The sequence below is a fragment of the Sphaerisporangium perillae genome (assembly GCF_023276435.1).
In the GTDB taxonomy this organism is placed as follows: Bacteria; Actinomycetota; Actinomycetes; order Streptosporangiales; family Streptosporangiaceae; genus Sphaerisporangium; species Sphaerisporangium perillae.
In genome coordinates, this window is sequence record NZ_JALLPO010000058.1 from 1 (window position 1) to 25,976 (window position 25,976).

At 69.2% G+C, this 25,976-nt stretch carries 24 protein-coding genes and 1 pseudogene; 12 read left to right on the top strand and 13 right to left on the bottom strand.

Going from position 1 to position 25,976, the window contains the following annotated elements; translation table 11 throughout:
• The 4 genes from MYF83_RS37625 to MYF83_RS37640 form a co-directional block, all read right to left on the bottom strand.
• Positions 1 to 307: enoyl-CoA hydratase/isomerase family protein (locus MYF83_RS37625; RefSeq protein WP_248965587.1), on the bottom strand; the 307-nt coding region annotated here is incomplete at its 3' end.
• A gap of 86 nt (positions 308 to 393) precedes the next feature.
• A complete protein-coding gene (locus MYF83_RS37630) occupies positions 394 to 1,515 on the bottom strand; it encodes an acyl-CoA dehydrogenase family protein (protein WP_248965588.1) in 1,122 nt (373 codons plus the stop codon).
• Complete coding sequence (locus MYF83_RS37635) at positions 1,515 to 4,070, bottom strand: branched-chain amino acid ABC transporter ATP-binding protein/permease (RefSeq protein WP_248965589.1); 2,556 nt, start codon at positions 4,068 to 4,070, stop codon at positions 1,515 to 1,517. Before MYF83_RS37635 ends, MYF83_RS37630 begins: the two co-directional genes overlap by 1 nt.
• 10 nt (positions 4,071 to 4,080) lie before the next feature.
• Complete coding sequence (locus MYF83_RS37640; protein ID WP_248965590.1) at positions 4,081 to 4,950, bottom strand: branched-chain amino acid ABC transporter permease; 870 nt, start codon at positions 4,948 to 4,950, stop codon at positions 4,081 to 4,083.
• Positions 4,951 to 5,182: 232 nt separating this feature from the next.
• On the opposite strand from MYF83_RS37640, the gene MYF83_RS37645 reads away from it, so the two are divergent.
• On the top strand, positions 5,183 to 6,223 hold the full coding sequence (locus MYF83_RS37645) for an NAD(P)-dependent alcohol dehydrogenase (RefSeq protein WP_248965591.1): 1,041 nt from the start codon (positions 5,183 to 5,185) through the stop codon (positions 6,221 to 6,223).
• A gap of 49 nt (positions 6,224 to 6,272) precedes the next feature.
• On the opposite strand, the gene MYF83_RS37650 is transcribed toward MYF83_RS37645, so the two are convergent.
• The gene (locus tag MYF83_RS37650; RefSeq protein WP_248965592.1) at positions 6,273 to 6,518 is read right to left on the bottom strand and encodes a VOC family protein; all 246 of its coding nucleotides are present in this window, start codon (positions 6,516 to 6,518) and stop codon (positions 6,273 to 6,275) included.
• Between the two features lie 16 nt (positions 6,519 to 6,534).
• Here MYF83_RS37650 and MYF83_RS37655 point away from each other — a divergent pair.
• Positions 6,535 to 6,735 (top strand): annotated as a pseudogene (locus MYF83_RS37655) (ATP-binding cassette domain-containing protein); the annotation flags it as partial.
• A 448-nt stretch (positions 6,736 to 7,183) separates the two neighbouring features.
• On the opposite strand, the gene MYF83_RS37660 reads toward MYF83_RS37655, so the two are convergent.
• The gene (locus MYF83_RS37660) at positions 7,184 to 8,305 is read right to left on the bottom strand and encodes a sulfite oxidase (protein WP_248965594.1); all 1,122 of its coding nucleotides are present in this window, start codon (positions 8,303 to 8,305) and stop codon (positions 7,184 to 7,186) included.
• 144 nt (positions 8,306 to 8,449) lie between these two features.
• Between MYF83_RS37660 and MYF83_RS37665 the strand changes: the two genes are divergently transcribed.
• Positions 8,450 to 8,794: a YidH family protein gene (locus MYF83_RS37665; protein WP_248965595.1), complete on the top strand. Its 345-nt coding sequence runs from the start codon at positions 8,450 to 8,452 to the stop codon at positions 8,792 to 8,794.
• A gap of 254 nt (positions 8,795 to 9,048) precedes the next feature.
• Here the strand turns inward: MYF83_RS37665 and MYF83_RS37670 are convergent, their stop codons facing one another.
• The 6 genes from MYF83_RS37670 to MYF83_RS37695 all read right to left on the bottom strand — a co-directional run bounded on the left by MYF83_RS37670 (position 9,049) and on the right by MYF83_RS37695 (position 13,852).
• Entirely contained in the window at positions 9,049 to 9,702 is a 654-nt protein-coding gene (locus MYF83_RS37670) for a hypothetical protein (RefSeq protein WP_248965596.1), read from the bottom strand.
• Between the two features lie 4 nt (positions 9,703 to 9,706).
• Entirely contained in the window at positions 9,707 to 9,925 is a 219-nt protein-coding gene (locus MYF83_RS37675; protein ID WP_248965597.1) for a hypothetical protein, read from the bottom strand.
• Positions 9,926 to 9,956: 31 nt separating this feature from the next.
• Positions 9,957 to 10,340: a DUF4158 domain-containing protein gene (locus MYF83_RS37680; RefSeq protein ID WP_248965598.1), complete on the bottom strand. Its 384-nt coding sequence runs from the start codon at positions 10,338 to 10,340 to the stop codon at positions 9,957 to 9,959.
• A 98-nt stretch (positions 10,341 to 10,438) separates the two neighbouring features.
• Positions 10,439 to 11,080 (bottom strand): response regulator, encoded by a 642-nt coding sequence (locus tag MYF83_RS37685; RefSeq protein ID WP_248965599.1) that lies wholly within the window; start codon positions 11,078 to 11,080, stop codon positions 10,439 to 10,441.
• Entirely contained in the window at positions 11,077 to 12,333 is a 1,257-nt protein-coding gene (locus MYF83_RS37690) for a sensor histidine kinase (RefSeq protein WP_248965600.1), read from the bottom strand. Before MYF83_RS37690 ends, MYF83_RS37685 begins: the two co-directional genes overlap by 4 nt.
• A gap of 70 nt (positions 12,334 to 12,403) precedes the next feature.
• Positions 12,404 to 13,852 (bottom strand): alpha/beta fold hydrolase, encoded by a 1,449-nt coding sequence (locus tag MYF83_RS37695; RefSeq protein ID WP_248965601.1) that lies wholly within the window; start codon positions 13,850 to 13,852, stop codon positions 12,404 to 12,406.
• Positions 13,853 to 14,169: 317 nt separating this feature from the next.
• Between MYF83_RS37695 and MYF83_RS37700 the strand changes: the two genes are divergently transcribed.
• From MYF83_RS37700 to yjfF, 9 genes are all read left to right on the top strand, one after another.
• On the top strand, positions 14,170 to 14,322 hold the full coding sequence (locus tag MYF83_RS37700) for a hypothetical protein (RefSeq protein ID WP_248965602.1): 153 nt from the start codon (positions 14,170 to 14,172) through the stop codon (positions 14,320 to 14,322).
• Between the two features lie 270 nt (positions 14,323 to 14,592).
• Positions 14,593 to 15,534, top strand: a complete 942-nt coding sequence (locus MYF83_RS37705) for an ABC transporter ATP-binding protein (RefSeq protein ID WP_248965603.1) — start codon at positions 14,593 to 14,595, stop codon at positions 15,532 to 15,534.
• Positions 15,535 to 15,553: 19 nt separating this feature from the next.
• Positions 15,554 to 16,909, top strand: a complete 1,356-nt coding sequence (locus MYF83_RS37710; protein WP_248965604.1) for an ABC transporter permease — start codon at positions 15,554 to 15,556, stop codon at positions 16,907 to 16,909.
• Between the two features lie 3 nt (positions 16,910 to 16,912).
• Positions 16,913 to 19,696, top strand: a complete 2,784-nt coding sequence (locus tag MYF83_RS37715) for a bifunctional YncE family protein/alkaline phosphatase family protein (protein ID WP_248965605.1) — start codon at positions 16,913 to 16,915, stop codon at positions 19,694 to 19,696.
• Positions 19,697 to 19,928: 232 nt separating this feature from the next.
• Positions 19,929 to 20,126, top strand: a complete 198-nt coding sequence (locus MYF83_RS37720; RefSeq protein WP_248965606.1) for an HAD family hydrolase — start codon at positions 19,929 to 19,931, stop codon at positions 20,124 to 20,126.
• Between the two features lie 559 nt (positions 20,127 to 20,685).
• Complete coding sequence (locus tag MYF83_RS37725) at positions 20,686 to 21,672, top strand: ABC transporter substrate-binding protein (protein WP_248965607.1); 987 nt, start codon at positions 20,686 to 20,688, stop codon at positions 21,670 to 21,672.
• Positions 21,673 to 21,715: 43 nt separating this feature from the next.
• A complete protein-coding gene (locus MYF83_RS37730) occupies positions 21,716 to 23,224 on the top strand; it encodes a sugar ABC transporter ATP-binding protein (protein ID WP_248965608.1) in 1,509 nt (502 codons plus the stop codon).
• Entirely contained in the window at positions 23,221 to 24,273 is a 1,053-nt protein-coding gene (locus MYF83_RS37735; RefSeq protein WP_248965609.1) for an ABC transporter permease, read from the top strand. The genes MYF83_RS37730 and MYF83_RS37735 overlap by 4 nt, the downstream gene beginning before the upstream one ends.
• The gene (gene yjfF, locus MYF83_RS37740) at positions 24,270 to 25,274 is read left to right on the top strand and encodes a galactofuranose ABC transporter, permease protein YjfF (RefSeq protein WP_248965610.1); all 1,005 of its coding nucleotides are present in this window, start codon (positions 24,270 to 24,272) and stop codon (positions 25,272 to 25,274) included. Before MYF83_RS37735 ends, yjfF begins: the two co-directional genes overlap by 4 nt.
• Before the next feature lie 21 nt (positions 25,275 to 25,295).
• Here the strand turns inward: yjfF and MYF83_RS37745 are convergent, their stop codons facing one another.
• A complete protein-coding gene (locus MYF83_RS37745) occupies positions 25,296 to 25,928 on the bottom strand; it encodes a TetR/AcrR family transcriptional regulator (RefSeq protein ID WP_248965611.1) in 633 nt (210 codons plus the stop codon).
• Positions 25,929 to 25,976: the final 48 nt, after the last annotated feature.

The window sequence follows — 25,976 nt, forward strand, 5'->3', positions numbered from 1 at the left end:
CCGACGGAGTGCTCATCGAGTACAACCGATCGCAGACCTTCGCCGAGACCACCGCCACATCCATGGCCGTGCTGCTGCCGATGTAGTCCGCCTGCAACTCATCCAGATCGAACCCCGAACAGAACGTCCCACCCCGGCCACGCAGCACCAGGACGCGCAGCTCGGGGTCGGCGTCGACCTCGGTGATGATCTCGTCGAGACGCCTGAGAATCGGCAGCGTCACGCAGTTCTTCTTCCACGGGCGGTTGAGCCACACCCGCGCCACATTCCCATCACGCTCGAACTGGATCTCATCCTCAACCGACACGATTCCTCCTTGAACTGAATTCAGTACAGTTTTATGGGGCGTGTATCGCCCTTGTCAAGCCGCCGAGTTCGTCGTGACCTCGGACGTCAGGCCGCGTCGAGGCCCAGCAGCCGGGCCAGGCGGGCCCGGTGGTCGTCGGCCGTGCCGAACAGCACCTCCGCCGAACGAGCGCGGCGCACGTAAAGGTGCGCGGGGTGCTCCCAGGTGAAGCCGATGCCGCCGTGCATCTGCACGTACTCGGCGGTCGCCCGGCTGTACGCGCCCGAACAGACCACCTTCGCCGCGCTCGCCGCCACAGGCGACTCCTCGGACGAGGCGGTGACGCATGCCGCCGCGTACGCCGCGGCCGAACGCGCCGCCTCGATCTCGACCAGCAGGTCGGCCAGCCGGTGCTTGATCGCCTGAAACGAGCCGATCTGCCGGCCGAACTGACGGCGCTGCCGCACAAATGACACGGTCGCCTCCAGCGCGTGCGCGCTCCCGCCTACCTGCTCGGCCGCCAGCGCCGCACGCCCGATGTCAAGCGCGCGCTCGGCGACCGCGGCGGCGCTCCCCGGCTCCCCGATCGGCAGGAGCGGGGTGTCCGCGAACGCCACCAGCGCCTGCGGACGGGTGCCGTCCAGAACCGGCCTCGCCGTTCGGCTGAGGCCCTCCGCCTCGCGCTCGCACGCGAAGAGGGCGGCCCCCTCAGCGGTCCGCGCCGCGACGAGGATCACGTCGGCTCCGCACCCGTCGAGCACGAAGTCCGCCGTGCCGCTGCCCACCCACCCGCCCGGCCCAGGCTCGGCTCGCACCCCGCCGTGGCCCTCGAAGCCCGCGACCGTCGCGGTGAGGGTGCCCGCGGCGATGCGGGGGAGATAGCGAGCGCAGGCTTCGCGGTCCCCGCTGAGCAACAACGTGGAGGTCGCGAGTACGACGGTGGACAGCAGCGGCGCGCACAACAGCGCCCGCCCGGCCTCCTCGACGACCACCGCGAGCTCGGCGAACGAGTAACCCGACCCGCCATACTCCTCCGGTATCGCCAGGCCCTGAACGCCGAGCTCCGTGGCCATGCGCGACCACAGTGCCTCGTCGTATCCCCGGCCCCCGGCCATGTGCTTTCGCACGTCCTCCGGTGAGGAGGTCTCGGCAAGGAAGTCACGCAGGACCTCCCGTAGCTCCTTGCGCTCCTCGGTCTCGCCGAAGAGCGCCGGATCGACGTCGAGCATCAGGCCTCCAGTTCGCTTACGTCGCGAGTGTTGAGCAGAGACGCGGCCTCCCCGCCGAAGTACGCCAGCTCCGCGCTCTCGGCGAACGACGGGTCCGACGCCTCTCCACGGGCGGCCACCCGGCCCTCGTGCAGCACCACGACTTGGTGACAGGAGGTGAGCGCCCGGCTGAGCAGTTGCTCCAGGAGCACGATGGTCATCCCGTCGCGGGCGAGCTGGTTGATCCGGGCGTAGACCTCGTCGACCAGGGCCGGCGCCAGCCCGAGCGCGGGCTCGTCGAGGATCAGCACGTCCGGCCGGGCCATGAGAGCCCGTGCGACAGCCAGGATCTGCTGCTCTCCTCCGCTAAGCCCGGCCGCAGCGACCGAGAGGCGGCCGCGCAGCCGCTCCGGCAGCCATTCGGCGGTCTCGTCGAGGCGGGCGCGCAGGTCCGACCCCCGGATGCCGGCGGCGTATCCGGCCACTTCGAGGTTCTCCCGCAACGACAGGGTCTTGAACAGGGCACGGCCCTCGGGGACGAGGCTGCCGCGGAATGGGCGCCCGTAATGCTCACCGACCCGCACCTGCCCTGACGACGGGCGCAGCGAGCCGTGGATGATCCTGCCGAGCGTGCTCTTGCCGGCGCCGTTCGCTCCGACGACACCGATGACCGCGCCCTTGCCAATGTCCAGGTCGACGCCGTGCAGGGCGGCGACACCACCGTAGTGGTGACCGACGTCGCGGACGGCGATGGCGACGGTATCGTCGCCGCGTGCCGGCAGCTCGGCCCGCGTGGCGATCGAGCCGAGGTACGACGACCGCACCTGCGGGTCCTGCAGAATGGCGCCCGGGTCGCCGGAACCGATCGGCTTGCCGAAGTCGAAGGCGACCACCCGGTCGGCGACCGCGAAGAGGTCGTCCAGAACGTGATCGATGATCACGACGGCGGTGCCCTGGGCACGCAGGCGGACGATCTGCTGGGCCGTCAGCCGCCGCTCTGTGGCGTCCAGGCCGCCGAACGGCTCGTCCATGATGAGCAGCTTCGGTTCCTCGGCCATCGCCCGGGCGAGATCCAGGCGCTTCTGCAGCCCGAACGGCAGTTCGGCCGGGTAGCGGTCGGCCACGTCGGCCAGGCCGGTCCGAGCGAGCAGCTCATCGGCCTGGGTGCGGTCTGCCACGCTGACCCGGCGTCTCGTACACAGCACGTTCTCCACGACCGTGAGCTCCGAGAAAATCTCCGCGTGCTGGAAGGTGCGGCCGATTCCCAGCCTGCGCCGTGCGGTGGCCCTTGTCCCCGTCAGCTTCGCGCCCGCGTAGTCCACCGCGCCGCTGATCCGTGCGCCGCCGATGAGGCCGGAGACGACGTTGACCAGCGTGGTCTTGCCGGCGCCGTTCGGCCCGATGATGGCGAGCACCTCGCCGGGCCGTACGGCGAGCGACGCGCCCTCAAGGGCGTTCAGACCTCCGAACCGCACGGACAGGCCATCGACGACCAGCAACGGCGCCCGATCAGCAGTGGCAGGCCGGTCTGTCGCCGGGGCGGCGGAAGCGCCGTCCCCACTGTCGGCCGGCGCCGCGCTGACGTGATGCTCGCCATCGACGACGCGGGGTCCTCGCATTCGCAGCGACCTTCGCGACAGCGCGCCCACGAACGGCACCACCCCACCGGGCAGGAAGATCAGCACGGTGATCAGCAGGACGCCCTGCACCACCGGCTGCGGTACCGACACGGCGTCGGCCACCGTCGGGGCCCACGCCAGGTAGACACCTCCGACCACGGCGCCGACGACCGAGCCGACGCCGCCGAACACGCAGGCCGCGATGATGGTGACACCGAGGTTCAGCGAGAACGTGTCAGGGCTGACGAAGCCGGTGATCAGGCCGAGCAACACGCCGGCGAAGCCGGTGAACGCCGCGCTGACCGCGAACGACAGAGCGGTCTGCGCCTCGGGCGCGATTCCCACGGAACGGGCGACCAGCGGGTGTGCCTTGGCGGCGACCAGGCGCATGCGCAGAGCGGTCGACTTCGCGAACACCGCGATCGCGAACACGACCCCGGCCGCCAGGACTGCTAGATACTGGGCCTCGCTGCCGCCGCTGGGGATCGAGCCCAGGCCGAGCGCGCTGTCCAATTGGGACACCACCACACCCTGGTCGCCGCCGGTGACACTGGTCCACCGGTTGATCACCTCCAGCGACACCAGGCTGAACGCCAAGGTCAGCAGGGCGATGTAGAGCACCGAGAACCTGGCGCCGGCGTAGCCGAGGAACGCGCCCAGCAGGCCGCTCGACGCCACCGCCCCGAGGATCGCCAACTCCAGCGGCCACTGGTGCCCGCTGCCGTACGCCGCGAAGTAGGCACCCACGGCGAAGAAGGCGGGGTGGCCGACCGACCACACTCCCGACCAGCCGGCGAGCAGGCCGACAGACAGGACCACGATCGCGTAGACCGCGGCGAGCGCGACCGAATACGCCTGGTAGGCCGGGATCGCCGCGGAGTGCATCAGCGCGATGAGCACGAGCCCGACGACAGGGCCCAGCGAGGCCTTCGCCAGATTCGAGCGGGTGAATACCATGTGCTGCTCCTCAGACCCGCTGGAATGTGCGCGTGCCGAACAGGCCCTGCGGGCGGATCAGCAACACGAGGACGGTGAAAGAGAACACGAAGGTGTCGCGGAAACTGGCCGAGACATAGCTGGCCGCGATGTTCTCCAGCACCCCCACGGTCAGCCCCCCGATGACGGCGCCGTACATGCTCGTGAGGCCGCCGAGGAAGATGCCTGCGAAGGCGCGGAACAGCGGTGCGGCCAGCACCGTGGGAGCCAGCCCTGACCTGGGCGCGTAGAGGCAGGCGGCGAGGGCGGCCAGGGCGAGGCCGAGCGCCCACGCGATCCGTGCGACGCGTTGCGCGTTGATGCCGATGATCTTGGCGGTGTCGGCGGACTCTGCGACGGCCCGCATCGCCGATCCCAGCGTGGTCCGGCTGAACAGGAAGGCGACCGCCGCCATCGCCACCGCGGCGATGCCGATGGTCAGCAGGCTCTGTGCCGGCAGCGCCGCGTCACCCCACCGGACGGTCCCGTTCACCAGGCTGGGAAAGGTCCGGGGCTGGGTGCCCCACACCGAGTTGACCACGCTCTCGGCGATGAGCGAGACGCCCATGGTCACCACCAGCGCGGAGAACAATTGGCCCTGGCCGAGCGGCCGGATCACCGCCTCCCGGACGATCACTCCTGCCAGCGCGGTCACGGCGATCGCGGCGATCACGCTGACCACCATCGCGACACCGTCGTCGCGGAAAGTGATCGCGACGTACAAACCCAGCGTGGCCAGGCTGGTGATGGCGAAATTCACCACGTCCGTCGCGCGATAGATGATCACGAGGCCGAGGCCCATCAGGCCGTAGATCGCGCCGCTGGCGACGCCGCTCACCAGGACGAGCAGTAACTGATCCACTTCGACTGTCACCCCTCGCGGGCCGCTCACGCGCCAACGCGCCCAGCCCTTTAATTGAACTCAGTTCGAAGACTCTAGATGACGGACCCGCCACCAGCAAGAGGTCGCCGGCCGGGCTCCAGCCGCCGGTTCTTGAACTGATTTCAGTTTGCTATCCTGTCGCCATGCCGGTGTCGACCATCACAGATCGGGCAGAAGCCGCGATCCGCCTCATGACCAACCGGATGGCGCAGTGAGAGCGCTCCGGCTGCCGAGTTGGGGCCGCCCACCCGTCCTCACCGACATCGACCAGCCGACCCCGCGAGGCTACGAGGTCCTCCTGCGGGTGGAAGCCGCCGGGCTGTGCCACTCCGACCTGCACGTCCTCGACGCCGGTCCGGGCGACATGCCCTTCCCGGCGCCGTTCACCCTCGGCCACGAGGTCGCCGGCCGGGTCGCGGCCGTGGGCCCGGCCGTCACCGAGATCGCGGCCGGCGACCGGGTCGTGGTGTACGGCCCCTGGGGCTGCGGTGAATGCCGACGCTGCTCGGCGGGCCGGGAGAACTACTGCGACCGCAGAGCCGAGCTGTCGTGGGCCGGGATGGGACTGGGCCGCGACGGCGGGATGGCCGACTACGTCCTCGTACCGTCGACCCGCTACCTCGAGCCGATCGGCGAGTTGGATCCCGTGCAGGCCGCGCCGCTGTCGGACGCCGGTCTGACGCCCTACCACGCCATCCAGCAGTGCCGGGCGGCCTTGGGCGACGGATCGACGGTCGCCGTCATCGGGGTCGGCGGCCTCGGGCACCTGGCCATCCAGATCCTGCGCGCGTTGACGCCGAGCCGGGTGTTCGCCGTCGACGTGCGCGAGGAGGCTCTCGCCGTCGCCGACAGATGCGGAGCCCACCTGAGCACCCGCGCTTCGGCGGATACGGGCCGCATCCTGCGAACGGCGAGCGGTGGGTACGGCGTTGATGTCGTACTCGACTTCGCGGGAACCAGCTCAACGCTCGACCTGGCCGCCAGGTGCCTCCGTGCCAACGGTGAGCTCGTGGTCATCGGCAGCGGAGGCGGGCAGCTGACCGTCCGCAAACCAGGCCCGCTCCCCCAGGGCGGCAGGATCTCGCTGCCCTTCTGGGGCACCCGCCCCGAACTCGCCGAGGTGATCTCGCTCGCCCGTTCCGGCGCGCTCCGCGTCGAGGTCGAGCGGTTCCCGCTGTCCGCCGCCCATGAAGCGATGACCCGGCTGCGCGCCGGAGATCTCAAGGGACGCGCTGTGCTGACGCCCGATTGATTCTGTCGCCTGCGCCGACCCAGCGCGAGGATGCCATTGATCCTTCCGGTCAGCCTGCGGCGATGCAGAAGAAGTGGCCTTCGGGGTCGGCGAAGACCGTCCACTGGTCCTCGCCGGGCTGGAACTCGGGCCTGGTCGCGCCGAGTGCCAGCAGTTCCTTGGTCACGACATCCAGGTCGGCGACCTTGAAGTCGAGGTGGGCATGCTTGGCCGTGTCGGGCCATCCCGGCCCCTGGTAGCCGTTGACCCGTTGGGAGGCGAGCTGGATCGGGCCGTCGCCGAGGTAGGCGTCCAAGGCAGACAGGGCGCAGGTCCGCGAGGCGCTCGATCGCGTGGGGCTGGCCGCACGGGCCAGGGAGCGGTTCGGCACCCTGTCCGGCGGCCGGCGCCAGCGTGTACTGCTGGCCCGCGCCATCGCCGCCCAGCCTCGGCTGCTTCTGCTGGACGAACCGTTCAACGGCGTCGACGCGGTCAGCCAGCACGCGCTCCTTTCGGCGATGGCCGCGACCTGACCGTCGACGCGCTGGCCGGTAGGTGGACCCTGCCCAGCCAGGACGCCGGGAACCTGGTCATGGTCAACCTGACCACGACGTCCCCGTACAACCCCGAGGCCGGCTCGACGTTCGGCGTGCACGTCCGGGTGAACGGGGCGTCTCGGCCCAGCTCACGCCGGTGGGTGAAGAGCCGCTGTACGAGGTCGGCGAGCAACTTCTCGCCTTCGACCAGGTCACTACGCCGAGGCTGACGGGTGTGCGTGGGGAGCAGGTCGCTGATCTCCTTGCTGCGGAATTCCAGCCGAACCCCCCATCGCGCACGTGGCCGACCACACCCGATGACGATCACGTACACCGACCTGCCCCGCCCGAGGTCAGTGGCAGGGTAAGGGGCGCCGGAGGTGGCCTCCAGGCTCACTCCTGGACACTGTTCAGGAACGGTAGGGCCCTGGGGCGCGCTACGGCCTCAGGGTGTGGATTCGACTCGGATGGGGTGGGACAGCACCGGGTGGTAGAGGTAGCCGAGGTCGTTCCATGGAACGGTGTCCGGCTGCGTACGGCCTTGGTCATCGGTGGCGCGTACCTGGAGGATGTGATCGCCGGGCTCGGGATCCCAGCTGAACTGCCAGCGTACCCACGCTCCTGGTATCCGCGGCGGAGCCAGGGAAGCCTCCTGCCAGGAGCCCTCGTCGATGCGGTATTCGACCGCCGTGACCCGGCTCTCTCCCGCGAACGCACGCCCCCGGATGACTTGCGGTACCGGCCGGAGCCGTGCCGGCCAGGACAGCTCCACCAGGCTCGCGACCGGTATACCGCTGATCGGCATACCGGGTGAGGGTGCCTGCGGAGGGTAGTCCGGGCCGATCAGCACGTAGTCTTCGGTGTTCCATGGAACGTGCAGTGGCTGGTCGGAGACTTCGATCCGCCCCACCCACTTGATGCTGGCCGCACCGAGCCATCCGGACACGACGATCCGAGCCGGGTACCCGTGATCGGGTGGCAGCGTCTCACCGTTCATGACCAGCGCGAGTATGGTGTCGTCGGCGAGCGCCTTGGCCAGCGGCATGGGGCGGCGAGCGTGGATCTCGTCGAGTGCTTCGGGCATGACCTCGCACGCCCCCGGGGTGATCCCGGCCGGTTCGAGCAGGTCCCGCAAGCGGACGCCGGTCCATTCGGCGGTGCCGATCGCGCCGCGCCCCCACTGGGTGCCCGCGAACGTGCGTCCGCACTCCTCGCCGAACAGGCTACGGCGGTTACCGGCGCACTCGATCGTGCGGATCACCGATACCCAAGGAAAGCGATCCCACAGATCGGCGTAGGTGTAGGCGATCGGCTCGCGTACCCCGCTTCCTTCGATCCGGAGCGACCATCTCGCCGCGTCCAGATGGGGAGTGGGCGCGTGGCTGCGGAGGAAGAAACGGTCGATCGGGGTGAGGTAGCCAGGCATGCGGTCCGGGCGGACCCCATAGTCCAGTCCGGTCCCGACGTCCTCCATGAGTTCGGAGGGCGTTGGTTTGACGACTTCGCGTTTCCGGACCTCCTCAAGTGAGGGGTGCTCGGAGTCGCTTCCGCCTAGAGGACCACTCATGTGTGTCGCCTCCTGCGGCCGGCTTGAGCCTTCCAGGAGGCCCTCAACTGGCATAACGTGTCTACCATCGTGTCACAGCGGAATACGGACGTGCCTGAACGGCTCCCTCGTAGGGCCGAATCATCCGGACGGAGTACCAGATCGGTGGACGAGTCGCCCCTCGCAGCCGGCGAGCTCCGGGTCCGCGAGCACCTGGCCAACGAGCGTACCTACCTCGCCTGGCTGCGGACGTGCCTGGCCATGATCGCCTTCGGTCTGGGAGCGGCGAAGTTCGGCTCAGAGAACGAGGCCTACGCGCTGGCCGCGGGCGGCGTGCTCGTGTGCGCGGCGGTCGCCGTCTTCGGCTACGCCACCGTCCGCTACCGCGCATTGAACCGGGAGATCACGCAGGGCCGCGTCACCATGGTGGCCGGCACTCGTAGGGTGATCGCCGCGGCCATGGTCCTCGTTCTCGCGGCCTTGGTCGCACTGGTGCTGCTCATCCGCTGACACGTCATTCCAAGGACCAGGAGACTCCGGTGTCGTCCTGACACCCCGGACCAGAGATCAGAAGCGCCTGAATCCACGGCAATGGCCTGTGCCGCCGCCCGCTCGTCCGGCCACGCGCATCGTGTGCACGCTCATGCCTGTGCCTCCACTGCCGAGTCATGCGGGGGAACGCGGAAGACATCCGCGGAATCGACGCCACGGCCCGTCAACCAGACGCGCGGCAGACAGGCGTCGCGGACTACGGCCCCTGCCGCTCACCACCGACCCCGGCAGGAGGAAGCCGTCTGGGGACTCAGTGTGGAAATCTCCACGAAACGTGTCAAGGCCATGCCCCGTACGTTTCCGACCTCGAGGACCTGATGGCCCGGATCGAGCGACACGAACAGAAAGAGTTCAACCTCCAGCAGCACGATGACTGCGACCATCAGCCTGCCGTACTCGACACCGCCGCATAACCCCCCGAAGGATTTACAGCGCGGACCACTAGTGGCCGGCATACGCAGATCCTGCAGGCATGCTGTCCGGGCTGTCGCCGAAGCCGTCGTCGTCGGCCAGAGGGTCGGTCTGCGACGCCGTCGTCGATGAGCCGTGGCCGGCTGAGGCCTGCTCGCTGTGCTTGGGCGGACGGCCTCGCGGCCGGGTCGTAGGAGCCGTGATGCCCAGCCGGCCAGGCCGCCGTTGGTCTCGATCGTCTCCAGCACCGCCCGGCCGGTCTCATGCCGGCGCCGCACCGCCGTCCAGGGGTTCGGCGCATTCCGGGCGGCCAGGTCGGCCTCCTTGGCCGTGCTCAGCAGGTCGCCGAGCACCGCCAGCATGCGCTCATTGCGCTGACGCTGCTCTCGGATGGTCTCCAGCAGCTCGCGGGCCTTGTTGTGCATGACGTTCATCCGCTTGCACAGCATCGTCACCAGGTCATCGCGGGCCCGCACGCGCCTGGTGCAGCAGGCACGCCTCCAGCACGATCCGCTTGGCCTCGCCGTAGTCGCGCATCTCGGCGGCGTCCAGCGCCCGCGCCTCGGCCGCGAAATGGGCAATCTTGGAAGCGGGCACCCCCTTGAGCCAGGCGTCGCTGGCCCCGGCCACGCCATCCAGCCAGGCCAGATGGTCCAACTGCAGGCGCAGCTTGGTCACCGTGGCCCGCGGCGCGCTCTTCTTGGCCCGGTCATGCCCGCTGCGGCCGGTAGCCGGACCACCTCCAGCATCGCCAGCAGGCGCGCGTGGTCATCGAGGCCAGGGTGAAGATGGCGCCGTTGACCTCCGCACGCACCTGAGAGGCCAGGTCATCCAGCGTGGAGAACGCCGGGAACTCACAGCTGTTCTTGGCCAGATCCTCCAGCGCCACGTTGATCAGATCGGCCGGGTGGTCCTTGGTCTTGGCCGCCTGCCGGATCGCCTGCTCGGCCAGCTTGCGCGCAGCGGCCTGATCGCCGTCCAGCTCCAGCCGGGACCGCACCAGCGCCTTGTGATTGCGTCCCGTCCGCTCAGCCACCCCCGCCATGCCGACCTGCTCGGGCAGGCCCAGTTCGTTCCGTACAAGCCACACCACCAGCGACAACATCGCTGTCGGTCATCTCCCGCGCCCGGTCCATCGGCGGGGCGGCAGCAGGGGCCCGGCGGCGGCGGTGCCGATGGGGCTTCTCACTTCTACTCATCCGAGGACACCAATCCTGAGCGGTAGGCATGGATCGCGGCTTGGACACGAGTGCGCACGCCGATCTTAGACAGGACACGGGACACGTGGATCTTGACCGTGCCTGCGGCGATGCGCAACTCCCCGGCGATCTCGGCGTTGGACCGGCCCAACGCGACCAGGCGGAGGACCTCCGTTTCCCGGACCGTCAGTTCCAGAGCACGGCCCCGCACCGGTGGGGTGGCAAAGCGGCGTACGAGCCTGCGGGTGACCTGCGGGTCGATCAGTCCCTGACCTCGGTGAGCCGCGCGTATCGCTGCCAGATAGAGGTCAGGGTCGCCGTCCTTGAGCAGGAAGCCCACGGCGCCCGCTTCGAGTGCCCCGAAGAGGTATTCGTCGGTGTCGAACGTGGTCAGCGCGATGATCGCCCTATCCGGCGCCCGAGCCGTCAGCCGCTGGATCGCCGTGATCCCGTCCGTGCCCGGCATCCGCAGGTCGGTGAGGATCACGTCCGGCTGGTGCTCGCGCGCCATGCTGATCAGCTCGGCCCCGTCGCGCGCGGCGCCGAGAAAAGCGATGTCGGGCTCATGGCTCAACAACTGCCGCAGGCCCTCGCGGGCGAGATGCTGGTCGTCGGCGATCAGCAGCCGGATCACGGCACCACCTGCCGGACCGGATGACTGTACGCGTAGGACATCGTGGAAGGGCCTGGCTCTGCACCGCCGGCCGTCACCGCCGATCTGTGCTCATCACGCGCATGCGGGGGGAGCCCGGGCAGGCTGGCGCGCACCTGCCAACCGTTCCTGCCGCGCGGGCCGATGTGGCAGTGCCCCCCGAGCGCCGCCACACGCTCGCATATGCCCGCCAGGCCCCGCCCACCGCTGGGCCCACCGTTCAGGACGCGGTCGTCCCCTGGTTCGCGGCGGGCCGCCGACCGGGGCGGGCCCGGGTCGTCGATGGTGACGACGACCCGGCTGCTCACCGCACGAACCGTTACCGAGGCCACCGCGGCCGTGGAGTGCCGCGCCACATTGGTCAGCGCCTCCTGCACGATCCGGTAAGCGCAGGCCGCTGTCTCGGGGTGCACGGTGCTTTCAAGGCGGGGGGCGACCTCCAGGGCGACGGCCAGTTCCGGCCCGCCGCTGCGTTCCACCAGTGCGGGCAGGTCGGCGAGGCCTCTGCTGTGAGCGTGGTCCTCGCGGTCCGATCGCACCAAGGTAGCGAGCAGTGCCCGGATCTCGGCCAGCGCCTCGGCCGACAGCCCGGCGATCCCGGCCAGCGCGTGGTCGGCCTCGCAGGCGTGACCGGCCAGCGCCCGGCGGGCGCCGACCGCCTGGAGCCTGATCGCGCTGAGGTGATGCCCGACGACGTCATGAACCTCCCGGGCGATTCGCGCAGCCTCCTGCGAGCGTGCCTGCTCCTCCCGTGCACGCCGCAGCCGCGCGGCCTGCACGGCGCGGTCGGCCCGCAGTCGCAGCGCGTACCCGACGGCGACCGGCGCCGCGCCGGCCGCCGCGTAGACGGATACGGTGGCGAGGTCCGGCACGGACATGCCCCCGAGGCCTGCCGCCACCGCCCAGACGACCGAGCCGACCAGGAGCACCGAGCGCAGCCGGTGGCGGTGGTAGGCCGCTGAGGCAACGATCAGGCCCAGTACCCAGATCCCGGCGTCGCGCTCCAGCGCGAGGCCGAGCGCCAGCATCACCATCGCGGACGCGACCACTGCCGTCAGCGGCAGCCGCCTGCGCAGCGCCAGCGGCGCGCAGGCGGCCAGGATCGGCGCCGCCCACGCCGCCGCCGCGCCCACATCGGTGATTTCGGCAGGCTGACCGCGCCACCATCCGTCCAGTGCCGAGACTGTCAGCGCGATGATCGCCACGGCGCAGGCTAACAGGGCGTCGCGGCCCATGAGCGGCATACGTCGCCAGACGCCGGTCAGAAAGGGGCGGAAAGTCGCTGGTCGTCTCACGCGACCAGTATCACGCCGGCCAGGCGGGGCACGTGGTGCCGGGTGCGGGCACCTTGCCGTCGATCAGGTACCGGTCCACGTAGCCGATCACGCAGGGGTCTCCGGCGTTCAGGTACCGGCCGTGGCCGATGTCGTCGTACTTGACCGTGACCGAGCCGGGAACCTGGTCGGTGATGGCGCGGACAGAGGGGTACTCGTAGACCGGGCCGACGCCGAGCAGCGGCGGAAGCTTGCGGGCCGGCAGTGGTGCCGGCGGGTTGGGGGCCTTGGCCGCCCACGGCGAGCAGGCGAGCCAGGCGTTCTCCCGCATGCCGGAGAAGTTCGGCGATACCTTGACCGAGCGCCGCACCGCCGCACGGTAGGCACGGTAGCCGTCGTAGCGGAACCCGTCGGCGCAGTTCACCGCGAGCATGGCGGTCACCCTCGGCGGCAGGCCGCGGCCCTGCGGGTCGAAACCGGACGCGTCGCCCTTGGCGGCGCTCGCGATGGCCTTGGCCAACGCGGGCCAGTCCGCCGTGCTGTCGATCAGGCCGTAGGCCAAGGACTTCAGATCGTCACCGTCGTAGCGGCGCTCACCGGCGGCCGCGGCACCGGGCAGGGGGCGACGCTCGGCCCGCCGCACGACGGCCTGCCAGGTCTTCTCCACGCCGATCCCGCGCAGCGCGCAGTCGGAGGAGCCGGCGCACCAACGGACGAACCGCTTAAACCCCGCCTCCAGACCCTCATATTGCAGTCGCTCCGACTCCGCGAGCGGGTCCACGTGGTCGGGCACGCTGTCTACGGCCATCGCGCGCAGCCGCTGCGGGAACAGCCGCGCGTAGGAGGCCCCAAGCACGCCGCCGTAGGAGTTACCGAAGAAGGAGATCTTCTCCTCACCCAGGGCGGCGCGGATGGCGTCCATGTCACGCGCCTGTGTGGCCGAGTCCAAGTGGGCGAACAACTCGGGCACGGCGTCCCGGCAGGGAGCGATCCCGGCGGCGTTCGCCTCGAGTGCCTGGTCGTACTCACGTCTGTTGTCCGGCGTGGCGAACGCGGGACCGGCCGCGCAGGACGCCAGCGGGATGTGCTCACCGCTCACCCCGCCGCGCGGGTTCCACGTGACGACGTTCATCCGGGTACGCAGACCGGCGAAGTGGGGCAGCGCCCGCGACAACTCCTGAACGCCGGCACCACCGGGACCTCCAGGGCTGAACAGGACGGCGCCGGCCGCCGCGCCGGCCGCCGGCGCCCTGCCCACGGTGAGGGTGATCGTCTTCCCGTCGGGCTTCGACCAGTCGATGGGAACGGCCAGCTTGGCGCACTGCAGCTCGGCCGAGATCTTCCCCTCGCATGCCGACCATGTCAGGGGCGGCGCCGGTGCCCCGCTGGCGGAGGCGGAGGCGGCGGCGGCGGCTGGAGCATACGCTCCCAGCGCCACCACCAGGGGCAAGGCAAGCAAGACCGATCGGGGCCAGGTCATCGAATCCTCCGACAAGATGGGCGGCGAGCGCCGCAGACGACCTCACAGACTAGGTACGCGAATCTCCCGCCACATCTGCCACAAGACATACATGCGACCCGCCACGCCGACGCCGACAGCTTCGCCGCCATCCTGGCGCGAGCGAGATCAAGATGGAGTGCTACGCCGCGAACTGGAGACCGCACCCGTGATCCGCACGGTCAAGCGGGTGGGCACCTTCCTATCCTGAAACTCAGCCTCACCCGGCCAATGCCTCGCCGACACGATCATCGCCTCCCGCGCAGTCCGGCCACTGTCCGTCTGCGGCGACATCTCAGATGGCGGCTGGTGGGGCCATCCTTACCGACAGGCCGACAACGCTGCTCCCCCTGCTGGACCTCGTCACGGACCTGTACGACGCCCGGGGTCGCAGCCGCGAGCTCCAGCCGCTCGACCTGTCACACGACGAGCGCCATCGCGGCTGCTCGTAGTGCGCGCTGAGCCACCTCGCCCCGGCACCGGGTGAGATCCAGGGCGCGAGCGCGTCGACCAGTGTGACCGAGCGATCGCCGGGTCGAGTGGCACATCGACAGGTTGCGTGCCAGATCGACGGCTTAGTGGTGCCCAATGTTCGACTCCGCGCCCTCCCAAGGCAAACCGCGATCTCTAGGTTCCTCTTGCTGCCGATCAAGCTAAGGGAGACCGATATGCACAGGAGCCCGGCAGTCCGGGGTCGCGGGATCACGAAGTCCTTCGGTGATGTGGTCGCACTTGACGGCGTCGACCTCGACGTGGCGAGCGGGCAGGTCCACGGCCTGGTCGGCCCGAACGGCGCGGGCAAGACGACGCTCCTTGGTCTGCTGTTGGGCCTGGCGGTCGCGGACAGCGGCCGCCTCGAGATCCTGGATACGCCGGTCGGGCGGACGCTCGCCGTACCCGACGGCGTCGCGGGCTTCGTGGACGGACCCGGGCTCTATCCCTCGCTCACCGCTCGGCAGAACCTCTCGGCCCTGGCCTCACTGCGCCGATACGACGCCGGGCGCACCGCCGACGTCGACGACGTGCTGGAGCAGGTCGGGCTCACCGACGTCGCCGACGACCGTGTCCGGGGTTTCTCGCTGGGGATGCGCCAGCGGCTCGGGCTGGCCGCCGCGCTGCTCACCAAGCCGCGACTGCTCGTCCTCGACGAGCCGCGACTGCTCGTCCTCGACGAGCCGGCCAACGGCCTGGACCCCGCCGGCAAGCACCACGTGCACCGCGTCATCACCGGACTCGCCGCGGACGGGACCGCGGTGGTCCTCTCCAGCCACCGGATGGACGACCTCGCCGCGCTGTGCTCCGAGGTCACCATCCTCGCCACCGGACGGGTCGTCTTCTCCGGGCCGGTGAGCAAGCTCGCCGCCGAGAGCGGCGAGCTCGACTATCGGCTGCTCACCTCCGACCCGGCGGCCGCCCACCGGCTGGCGTCAGAGACTCCCGGGCTCCGCGTCGTGCCCGGCCGCGACCCCGGTCAACGGCCGGACGCCGACGTCGTCGTCCGCGGGCCGGTGCCGGCCCTCGACGAGCTGGTCGTGCGGCTCGTGCGAGACGGCGTAGCGCTCCGAGAGCTGGGGCCCGTGGTGGCGCCGCTCGAGGCCGCGTTCTTGGCCCTGACCGGGACCGGCACCGTGCCCGCGCAGGCCGACCAGGAGGACCAGCGATGACCGACCAGGAGGACCTGCGATGACCGCGACCGTCACCCAACCCCGGGCCGGCGCCCGGCCGGCGCCCGTGCTGCACGGCTACCGGTTCGAGTTGGCCAAGCTGCTCTCCCAGTGGCGGATCCGCCTGCTGCTCGTGGCCTGCTGGATCGCCCCGGCGGCCTTCGTGGCCGTGGTGAGCCTGCAGAGCTCGCTACCCACCGACACGGTCTTCGGCCGCTGGATGAACGCGACCGGCTGGGCGGGGTCGCTGGTCGTGCTGGACTTCTCGTGCAGCTGGGCACTCCCGCTGCTGACGGCGCTGGTCGCCGGCGACGTCTTCGCGGCCGAGGACCGGCTGGGCACCTGGCGCCATCTCCTCGTGGCGGTGCGCTCCCCGCGACGGATCTTCGTGGCGAAGACCCTTGCCAGCCTCACCGTGATCCTGCTGCTCGTGGCCGGACTGACCGCATCGGGCATCGCCGGCGGCCTGGCCGCGGTCGGCAACCAGCCGCTCGCCGGCCTGGACGGCCATCTCCTCGCCCCGGCGGACGCGGCCGGCACGGTCCTGCTCGCGTGGGCCTGCGTGCTGGCGCCGACGCTGGCGTTCGCCGCGGTCGGCCTCCTCGGCTCGGTGGCCCTGGGCCGCTCCCCGATGGGGCTGCTGATGCCCGCGCTCCTCGCCTTCGCGCTGCAGCTCGCGCAGCTGCTCCCGCTGCCGGTGGCCGTGCAGCTGGCCCTGCCGAGCCACGCCTTCCTCGCCTGGCGCGGGCTTTTCACCAGCCCGGCACAGGCGGGCCCCCTCCTCATCGGCCTCGCGGTGAGCCTGGCGTGGGCGGTCACCGCCACCGCGTTGGCCTACCGCCTGTTCCTGCGCCGCGACTTCACCGACCTGGCATACGACGGGTCGGGCCGGCGCGTCCTCGTGGCGGGGGCGGTGCCGCTGGCCGGCCTGGTCGCCCTCACCGTCGGCGTGATCGCCGTCGCGACCCCGGCCACGGGCTCGGGGATCGAGAAGGGGAAGCTGCAGGACTCGCTCGCCACGGCGTACGCCCACCTCTACCGGCTGCAGACGCGGGAGCTCCACCGCCCCGACGTCACCGAGGCCCAGCTGCAGGCCACCGCGTCCTGCGACAAGGGCGGCTCCCGGGTCCTGGACCAGGGACCGGGCAACGACTGGCGGTGTGTCGTGTCCTGGCACCTCCCCGGCGCGACCGCCGTGGGCACCGCCATCTACCAGCTCGACGTCACCGCAGACGGGCGGTACGTCGCCGACGGAGACGGACCGAAGGAGGTCAACGGCTACTTCCAGGTGCGCACCCCGACCGGGGACGCTCCCAACCCCCTGTGGCAGTTCGACGGGAACGTCGACCTGCTCACAAGCACCCCGAAGGAATGATTCATGCATGTCACGCGCCAGCGCGTCGCGAAGCCCCGTCTCGGGCTCTTCGATGGACGCACCGGCCGCCGGATCCGCCTGGTGGCGGCCGGCACCGTAGCTCTCGCCATCGCCGGCGGGGGCATCGCCTACGCCTCCACCGAGGTGTTCGGCAGCAACCAGGTCGGCTCCACCACCAAGGCCGGCCTGCAGCTCGCCAGCGACCAGGTCATCAAGCCGATCGGTGACCGCCTGCTCGTCGACAACGGCAAGCTGCTCGCCTCGACGGTCAGCCCGGACGGCCGCTTCCTCGCAGCCCTCACCAACGACCGGTCGATCGCTCTCACCATCGTCGACCTGAAGAACTACAAGGTGCTGCAGCAGGCCGGGACCGCCTCGACCGCCGGTGTGCGCATCTCCAACAACAGCGTCGGGCAGGAGGGGCCGGCCTACTCTCCGGACGGCAAGACCCTGTGGCTGCCGCAGCTCGACGGCTTCAACCGCTTCCCGGTGAACGCCGACGGCACCCTCGGCACCCCGACCTTCGTCACCATCGCCGCGCAGGGCTCGAAGAAGGCGCTGCCGGCCCAGGCGGTCTTCTCCGCTGACGGCAAGACGGTGTACGCCGCCGTCAACGGCCAGAACCGCGTGGTGGCGATGGACGCCGCGACCGGCGCGATCCAGCAGAGCTGGACCGTGGGCACCGCGCCGCGTGGTCTGGCGCTGGTCGGCAACAAGCTCTACGTCAGCAACGAGGGCGGCCGCCCGGCCGAGCCCGGCGAGACGACGATGAACTCCTACGGCACCCAGGTGCCGGCCAACCCGGACACGGGTGCGACGACCACGGGCACCGTGAGCGTGATCGACGTCGCCAACCCGGCCGCTTCGGTCGGCTCCATCGAGGTCGGTCTGCACCCGACCGCGATGCACGCCGCCCCCGGCGTGCTCTTCGTCACCAACACGTTCGACGACCAGGTCTCGGTCATCGACACGTCCAAGGACAAGGTCGTCCAGACGATCGCCACTCAGCCGTGGCCGCAGGCCACGGTCGGCTACGCCCCGAACGGTGTGACCCTGACCAAGGACGGCCACCTGCTGGTCACCCTCGGCCGGGCGAACGCGGTCGCCGTCTACCGCTACACCAAGCCGCAGGAGCCGGTCAGCTACGTCGGCCTGCTCCCGACGGACTACTACCCGGAGGAGGTGACCACCGTCGGCGACGACGTGGTCGTCACCAACACCCGCGGCATCGGCGAGCGCGGCCCGACGCGCACGATCGACAAGGGGCCCGGCACCACGCCGGCCACGGGCCACAACACCCACGACTCGACCGGCTCGCTGCTTCGGTTCCAGCTGCCGTCCGACCGGGAGATCGCCAAGTCCACGGGCACGGTGTTCGCGCAGAACGGCTGGGGCAACAACGACGTCAAGCAGGCCGAGGGCAAGTCCGAGCACGCCGTGCCGGTCCCGAAGCGCCTCGGTGACCCGTCGACCATCAAGCACGTTTTCCTGCTGGTCAAGGAGAACCGCTCCTACGACCAGGTGTTCGGCGACGACCCGCGCGGCAACGGCGACCCGTCGCTGGCGCAGTTCGGTGAGAAGGTCACCCCGAACCAGCACGCTCTCGCGCGTCAGTTCGGTCTCTACGACAACACCTACTCCATCGGCACCAACTCCGCCGAGGGCCACAACTGGCTGGTGCAGGCCGACAACCCGGAGTACACCGAGTCCACCGCCGGCGAGTACGAGCGCAGCTATGACACGGAGGACGACGCGCTGGGCCACCAGCGCTCCGGCTTCCTGTGGACCGGTGCCAAGGCCGCGGGCAAGACCGCGCGCAACTTCGGCGAGTTCACCCAGTTCCTGACCGTCCCCCCCGGCTCCTCGTGGCAGAAGTTCTACTGCGACACCAAGAACATGGCGGCGACCGGTCAGGACACCACCATCAAGACGGACACCCAGTCGCCGATCCCGTCGCTCAACGAGATCACGGTGCACAACTACCCGAAGTACGACACCAACATCCCGGACATCTACCGGTACGAGATCTGGAAGCGTGACTTCCAGGCCAACGGCCCGGCCAACCTCAACATGTTCTGGCTCTCCAGCGACCACACCGGTGGAGCGCCGAACTCGGTCGCCCAGGTCGCCGACAACGACCTGGCCGTCGGCAAGATCGTCGACACCATCTCGCACAGCAAGTACTGGAAGGACTCCGCGATCTTCGTGATCGAGGACGACACCCAGAACGGCGTTGACCACGTCGACGGCGCGCGCGGCCCCGTGCAGGTCATCAGCCCCTGGGCCCAGCACGGCACCGTGGACAGCCGCTACTACACGCAGATCACCATGATCCGCACCATCGAGCAGATCCTCGGGATCCAGCCGATGAACCAGAAGGACAGCGCCGCCACCCCGATGAGCCGGGCCTTCACCAACAAGCCCGACTACACGCCGTTCAACGTGATGCCCAACCAGGTCCCGCTCACCGACGGCCTGGCCACCCCGCCGGCCTGCGGCAACGACACCCCGGCCGCGGCGGGCGCCTCGGCGGCTCCCGCGCAGGCCGCGGCGTCGGCCGTGTCCGCCGACAAGCAGCAGATCGTCGACGCCTGGACCGCCTGGCAGAAGCAGCAGCACCTGAGCGGGGCGAACGCGACTCCGGACTACGCCAACCCCGCGCTCATGAACCACTTCACCTGGTACCAGGCGCACAACTGGACCACGCCCTACCCGGGTGAGGACAAGATCTTCACCCCGGCCGAGGTGCCCGGCGGCTATCTGCCGTCGCCGGAGTCCGACGGCTGACCTCCGCACAACTCACACGACGGCTCGCCGGGATCCCGGCGGGCCGTCTGCCTATAAGAACTGATCCGAAAATCGGTTGGTTACTGGGCAGGCGGCAGCGAACCTCAGCCTGGTGTAGGAGGTCGACGTACCGGTCTAGTCGCCATCGGATGACGTGCTGGGGTTGTCAGCCAGGTGGTGCGTAAGGGCTGTCCCGTAATTGCTTGCTCGGGCCTGATGGCAGGATCAGGGTGTGACCAGCGAACCTGCTCCGACCGGCCGTAAGAGGTACGTCCTGTTTGATGTCGACGGCACGTTGATCGACGCCGTGGGTAACCAACGCCGGGTCTGGAGAGTCTGGGCGGAGCGGTACGCGCTGGACCCCGATGAGGTCTATCGGACCGAGCTCGTCGTCCGGGCCAGCACCGCTCCCCCTGCCCGGCGTCCGTGACTTCCGGTGCGGCCTCTTTTACATCCGGCATCGCCCACCGGTCCGGCACCGGCTTGCCCGGTCACCGGCGGGGCCACCCCACCTCGTCCCGTTTCCAATTCATGTAATGAATGAGCACAGGTTCGCGATATCAATCGGCCTGCTCAGAGCGTTACGCGAGGCGGGGCGGAAAGTTCGCGACGACGCGATCACAGGTGTCCGGCGCCTGGCGGAAACAGAGCTTGTGCCGCGCGACAGCACGGCAGGCTGTTATCGCTCACAACCGCGAAGTCAAGCGCTGTTCTCGAAATACTCTCGACACAGGACAGGGCGGCTCCCTGTAACTCTTCTGTAATGCGAATCCGCTTGACCATCTTGTTGTTAGCGTTCACAGTTCTATCCAGCGATGCCGAGGAGGAACGGCGCGAGCGGATCGAGAGCCGGTCACGGCGGATCTCGTCAGGGTCGCGGGACGGCCTCGCGTGTTCTTGAGTCACCAGCCGGGCGTGCGCTAGAAAGCCGCAGCTCGGGGCTGAAGCCTTACACCTGCTTGTTAACGCTAACAGGAAGGACACCCCCCATGCCAAGAAGGATCTCCGCCATCGCCCTCGCGGGCGTGATCGCGATGACGCTGTCCGCGTGCGGAGGAGGCTCGACCGGGGCCGACGCCGGAGGCTCCGGCGGCGGCGACAAGCTCGTCATGGGCTTCTCCCAGGTAGGCGCCGAGAGTGGTTGGCGTACGGCCAACACCAAGTCCGTCCAGGACTCGGCGAAGACCGCCGGTATCGAACTGAAGTTCTCCGACGCCCAGCAGAAGCAGGAGAACCAGATCAAGGCCATTCGCTCCTTCATTCAGCAGAAGGTGGACGTGATCGCCTTCTCGCCCGTCGTCGAGTCGGGCTGGGACACCGTGCTGAAAGAGGCGCAGAACGCGAAGATCCCGGTGGTCCTCACCGACCGCGCCGTCGACTCGAAGGACACCAGCCTCTACAAGACCTTCCTCGGCTCCGACTTCATCGAAGAGGGCAAGAAGGCCGGTCAGTGGTTGGTCGACCAGTACAAGGACGAGACCGGAGACGTCAACATCGTCGAACTGCAGGGCACGACCGGTTCGGCGCCGGCCAACGACCGCAAGGCCGGCTTCGGTGAGGTCATCGCGGCCGACCCCAAGTTCAAGATCATCGCTTCGCAGACCGGCGACTTCACCCGCGCCAAGGGCAAGGAGGTCATGGAGGCCTTCCTGAAGTCCAATTCCGACATCGACGTGCTGTTCGCGCACAACGACGACATGGGCCTGGGCGCGATCGAGGCCATCGAGGGCGCGGGCAAGGTGCCCGGCAAGGACATCAAGATCATCACGATCGACGCGGTCAAGGACGGCATGCAGGCTCTGGCCGACGGCAAGATCAACTACATCGTCGAGTGCTCCCCGCTGCTCGGCCCCCAACTGATGGACCTGGCCAAGAAGGTCGTCGCCGGTGAGGCGGTGCCGCAGCGCGTGGTCACCGAAGAGACCACCTTCACCCAGGAGAAGGCGAAGGAAGTCCTCTCCTCGCGTCAGTACTGAGTCGGCAGCGAGGTTCGCGCCCCGACGGAGAAAGGAATGCCGCATGGCCGAGTCCGCGCCGATCGTGCGGATGAGCGGGATCGTCAAGCAGTTCCCCGGAGCCAGAGCCCTGGACGGCGTCGACTTCCGGCTGCTGCCCGGGGAGGTGCACGCCTTGATGGGAGAGAACGGCGCCGGCAAGTCCACGTTGATCAAGGTTTTGACGGGGGTGCACCCGGTCGACGAGGGCGAGATCGAGCTCGCCGGCCGTCCCGTGGCCTTCTCGGGCCCGCTCGCCGCTCAGCAGGCCGGCATCAGCACGGTCTACCAAGAGGTGAACCTGTGCGGGAACCTCTCGGTGGCGGAGAACATCTTCGTCGGGCGCGAACCCCGAAAATTCGGCCGGATCCGGTGGCGGGAGGTGTACCGCAGAGCCGACGAGCTGCTCGACCGGTTCGACCTGGACGTCGATGTCTCCGCTCCGCTGAGTTCGTGCTCGCTGGCCGTCCAGCAGATGGTCGCCATCGCCCGGGCGGTGGACGTCGAGGCCAAGGTGCTCATCCTCGACGAGCCGACCTCGAGCCTGGACGCCGACGAGGTGGCCCAGCTCTTCCGGGTGATGCGCCGGCTGAAGGAGCAGGGGATCGCGATCCTGTTCGTCTCCCACTTCCTCGACCAGATCTACGAGGTCGCCGACAGGATCACCGTCCTGCGCAACGGCAGGCTCGTGGGCGAGTACCTCACCCGCGAGCTCCCGCAGGTCTACCTGGTCGCCAAGATGATCGGCCGCGAGCTGGCCGAGCTGGAGAAGCTGGAGGGCAAACCGCTCGCCCGGACCACCGAGCCGCTCATCGAGGCTCGTGATCTCGGGCGGGCGGGAGCCGTCAACCCGTTCACGCTCACCATCCGGGAAGGCGAGGTCGTCGGCTTGGCGGGGCTGCTCGGCTCGGGCCGCACCGAGATCGCCCGGCTGCTGTTCGGCGCGGACCACGCGGGCGGCGGCTCGGTCCACATGGGCGGGAAGAAGGTCACGTTGCGCAGCCCGCGCGCCGCGATGAACCACAAGATCGCCTTCTGCTCGGAGAACCGCCGGGAGGAGGGCCTGGTGGACGAGCTGACCGTCCGCGAGAACATCGTGTTGGCGCTGCAGGCGGACCGCGGCTGGAGCAGGCCGGTGTCTGCTCGCAAAGCGGACGAGCTGGTGCGCAAGTACGTCGCGGCTCTCAACATCAAGGGCGACCCCGACGAGCCCGTACGGACCCTCAGCGGCGGCAACCAGCAGAAAGTCCTGCTGGCCCGCTGGCTGATCATGGAGCCTCGGCTGCTCATCCTCGATGAGCCGACCCGCGGCATCGACGTCGGCGCCAAGGCCGAGATCCAGCGGCTGGTCGTCGAGCTGTCCGACGGCGGCATGGCCGTGCTGTTCATCTCCGCCGAGCTGGATGAGGTGCTGCGCCTCAGTCACAAGGTGGGCGTGCTGCGCGACCGGACCCTGGTCGCCCAGCTCGACAACGACGACGCGCTGACCACCGACACCCTCATGGGGAAGATCGCAAGCGGAGCACCGTCATGAGCGAGCTTATCCGGAACCGGTTGTTCTGGCCGGTCCTGATCCTTGTCGGACTGATGGCGCTCAACGTCGCCTTCACCGACAACTTCCTGAACATACAGGTGAAGGACGGTCACCTGTACGGCAGCCTCATCGACATCCTCCGGTTCGGAGCGCCCCTGATCCTGGTGGCGCTCGGCATGACACTGGTCATCGCCACCAGGGGCATCGACCTGTCGGTCGGCTCGGTGGTCGCGATCGCCGGAGCCCTGGCGTGCCTGCGGATCAGCGACCTGGGCGACCAGAACTCCGTCACCGGCGTGCTGGCCGCGGTGGGCGTCACGCTGGCCCTCACCCTGGTGCTCGGAGCGTGGAACGGGTTCCTCGTCGCCGCGGTGGGCATCCAGCCGATCATCGCGACGCTGATCCTCATGGTCGCCGGACGCGGCTTGGCCCAGCTCATCACCGACGGGCAGATCGTCACGATCAACAGCTCGCCGTACAAGCTGATCGGCGGCGGCTACTGGCTCACGCTGCCGTTCTCGATCCTCATCGTCGTGGCGCTCGTCGCGCTGACCGCCTTCCTCACCCGGCGGCTGGCGCTGGGCATGTTCATCGAGGCGGTGGGCGGCAACGCCGAGGCGAGCCGGCTGTCGGGCATCCGGTCGCGCGGCGTGCTGGTCGTCGTCTACACGTTCTGCGCGCTGTGCGCCGGCATCGCCGGTCTGATGATCAGCTCGAACGTGTCCAGCGCCGATGGCAACTACGCCGGGCTCTGGATCGAGCTCGACGCGATCCTGGCGGTCGTGATCGGCGGTACGTCGCTGGCCGGCGGCCGGTTCTCGATCAGTGGCACCATCCTGGGCGCGCTGATCATCCAGACGCTGACCACCACCGTCTACTCGATCGGCGTGCCGCCGGAGACGACATTGCTGTTCAAGGCGCTGGTGGTCACCATCGTGTGCCTGCTGCAGTCGCCCGCCTTCCGGCAGAAAGTGGTCAAACGCCGGGCCCGGCCGGTCGCGCCGGCGCCCGCGCCCATGAGCGAGCGAGAGCCGGTGACGAACCGATGACGGCCACGACCCTTCCGGCACGGCGCTTCGGTGTTCCGCGCAAGTACGTCCCGGTCGCCGTGACCGGTTGCCTGTTCGTCGCGATGTTCGTCATCGGCGGGTTTCGCTACGAGAGCTTCGCCACCGGGCAGGTCGTGCTCAACGTCTTCATCGACAACGCGTTCCTGCTCGTGGTCGCGGTCGGCATGACGTTCGTCATCCTCTCCGGCGGAATCGATCTGTCGGTGGGTTCGGTGGTGGCGCTGACGACGATGGTCTCCGCGACGCTCATGACCGGTCACGGATGGCCCGCCTGGCCGGTCATCCTCCTCGTTCTGGTCATGGGGTCGGTCCTCGGCTTCGCGATGGGTGCGATCATCCACTACTTCGAGATCCAGCCGTTCATCGTGACGCTTGCCGGCATGTTCCTGGCTCGTGGCCTGTGCTACACGATCGGCACCGAGTCGATCTCCATCACCGACCCGGTCTTCACCGCGTTCGCCCAGACGCGCATCAACCTGGGCCCCGATCTCGGCATCTCGCCGAGCGTGCTGATCGCCGCCGTCGTGGTCCTCGTCGCCGGGTACGTCCTGCACTACACGCGACTCGGACGATCGGTGTACGCCGTGGGAGGCAACGAGAACTCCGCGCTGCTGATGGGCCTTCCGGTGGCCCGCACCAAGATCGCCGTTTACACGATCAGTGGCTTCTGCTCGGCCCTCGGCGGCATCCTGCTGTCCTTCTACATGCTGTCGGGCTACGGCCTGCACGCTGTCGGCATGGAACTGGACGCCATCGCGGCCGTCGTCATCGGCGGCGCCCTGCTCACCGGCGGCTCCGGCTACCTGCTGGGCACCGTCCTCGGCGTCCTGGTGCTCGGCCTGACCCAGACGATCCTGAGCTTCGAGGGGACGCTGAGCTCCTGGTGGACCCGGATCTTCATCGGCCTGCTCCTGCTCGCCTTCATCCTGTTGCAACGCCTGATCGGCGTCCGCCGATCACTCCGCCCCTCCGGAAGCTGACACGACGACAGGCGATACCGGTTACGGGCCGTCCGGCTCCCCGAGGAGTGCGTCATTCGAGTCCGGTAGCGCGCCGTGCACGATGGCGCGGACGACACCTTGGACAACATCCTTGCTGATGCTCCCGGGCGGTGCGGTCACCAGGCTGAACAGCGCACCACCGTAGAGCGTGATCAGGGTGGGAATCCTCTCGCGGGGGATGGGCAGGCCAAGCTCGGCGTGGTGACCGGCGGTGAACCGCGTCGAGCTGTCCTGCAGACCCGCGAGAGCCGAGGCCAGCGCGGGTCGTCGTACCGCCTCCAGCTGGAGTTCGAAGATCGCCAGATAGCGGCTACGCAGAGTGGTAGCCGCTCCGAGCAATGATTCGGTCAGCAGATCAACGACCAGTTCGGTGATGCTCGCGGCAGGCACCGCGGCGGTCTTGTGTTGCTGAGCGGCCCGGTCCATGTCGGCATGGTGCAACTCGACGATGCGCTCTGCGGCGGCCACCAGCAGCGCTTCCCGGCTGCGGAAGTAGTTCGAGGCCGTTCCCGGCGGGAGTCCGGCGGTCTTCTCGACCGCGCGGTGGGTCACGCCATGTACTCCGGACGCCGCCAGTAGATCTATCGCGGCATCGGCCAAGGCTCGGCGACGGCCTGGGTTGGTCGGCGGCACCCGGCCATGATATAGCAGTATCCGTACTAGAACGATCGTAGTGGTATG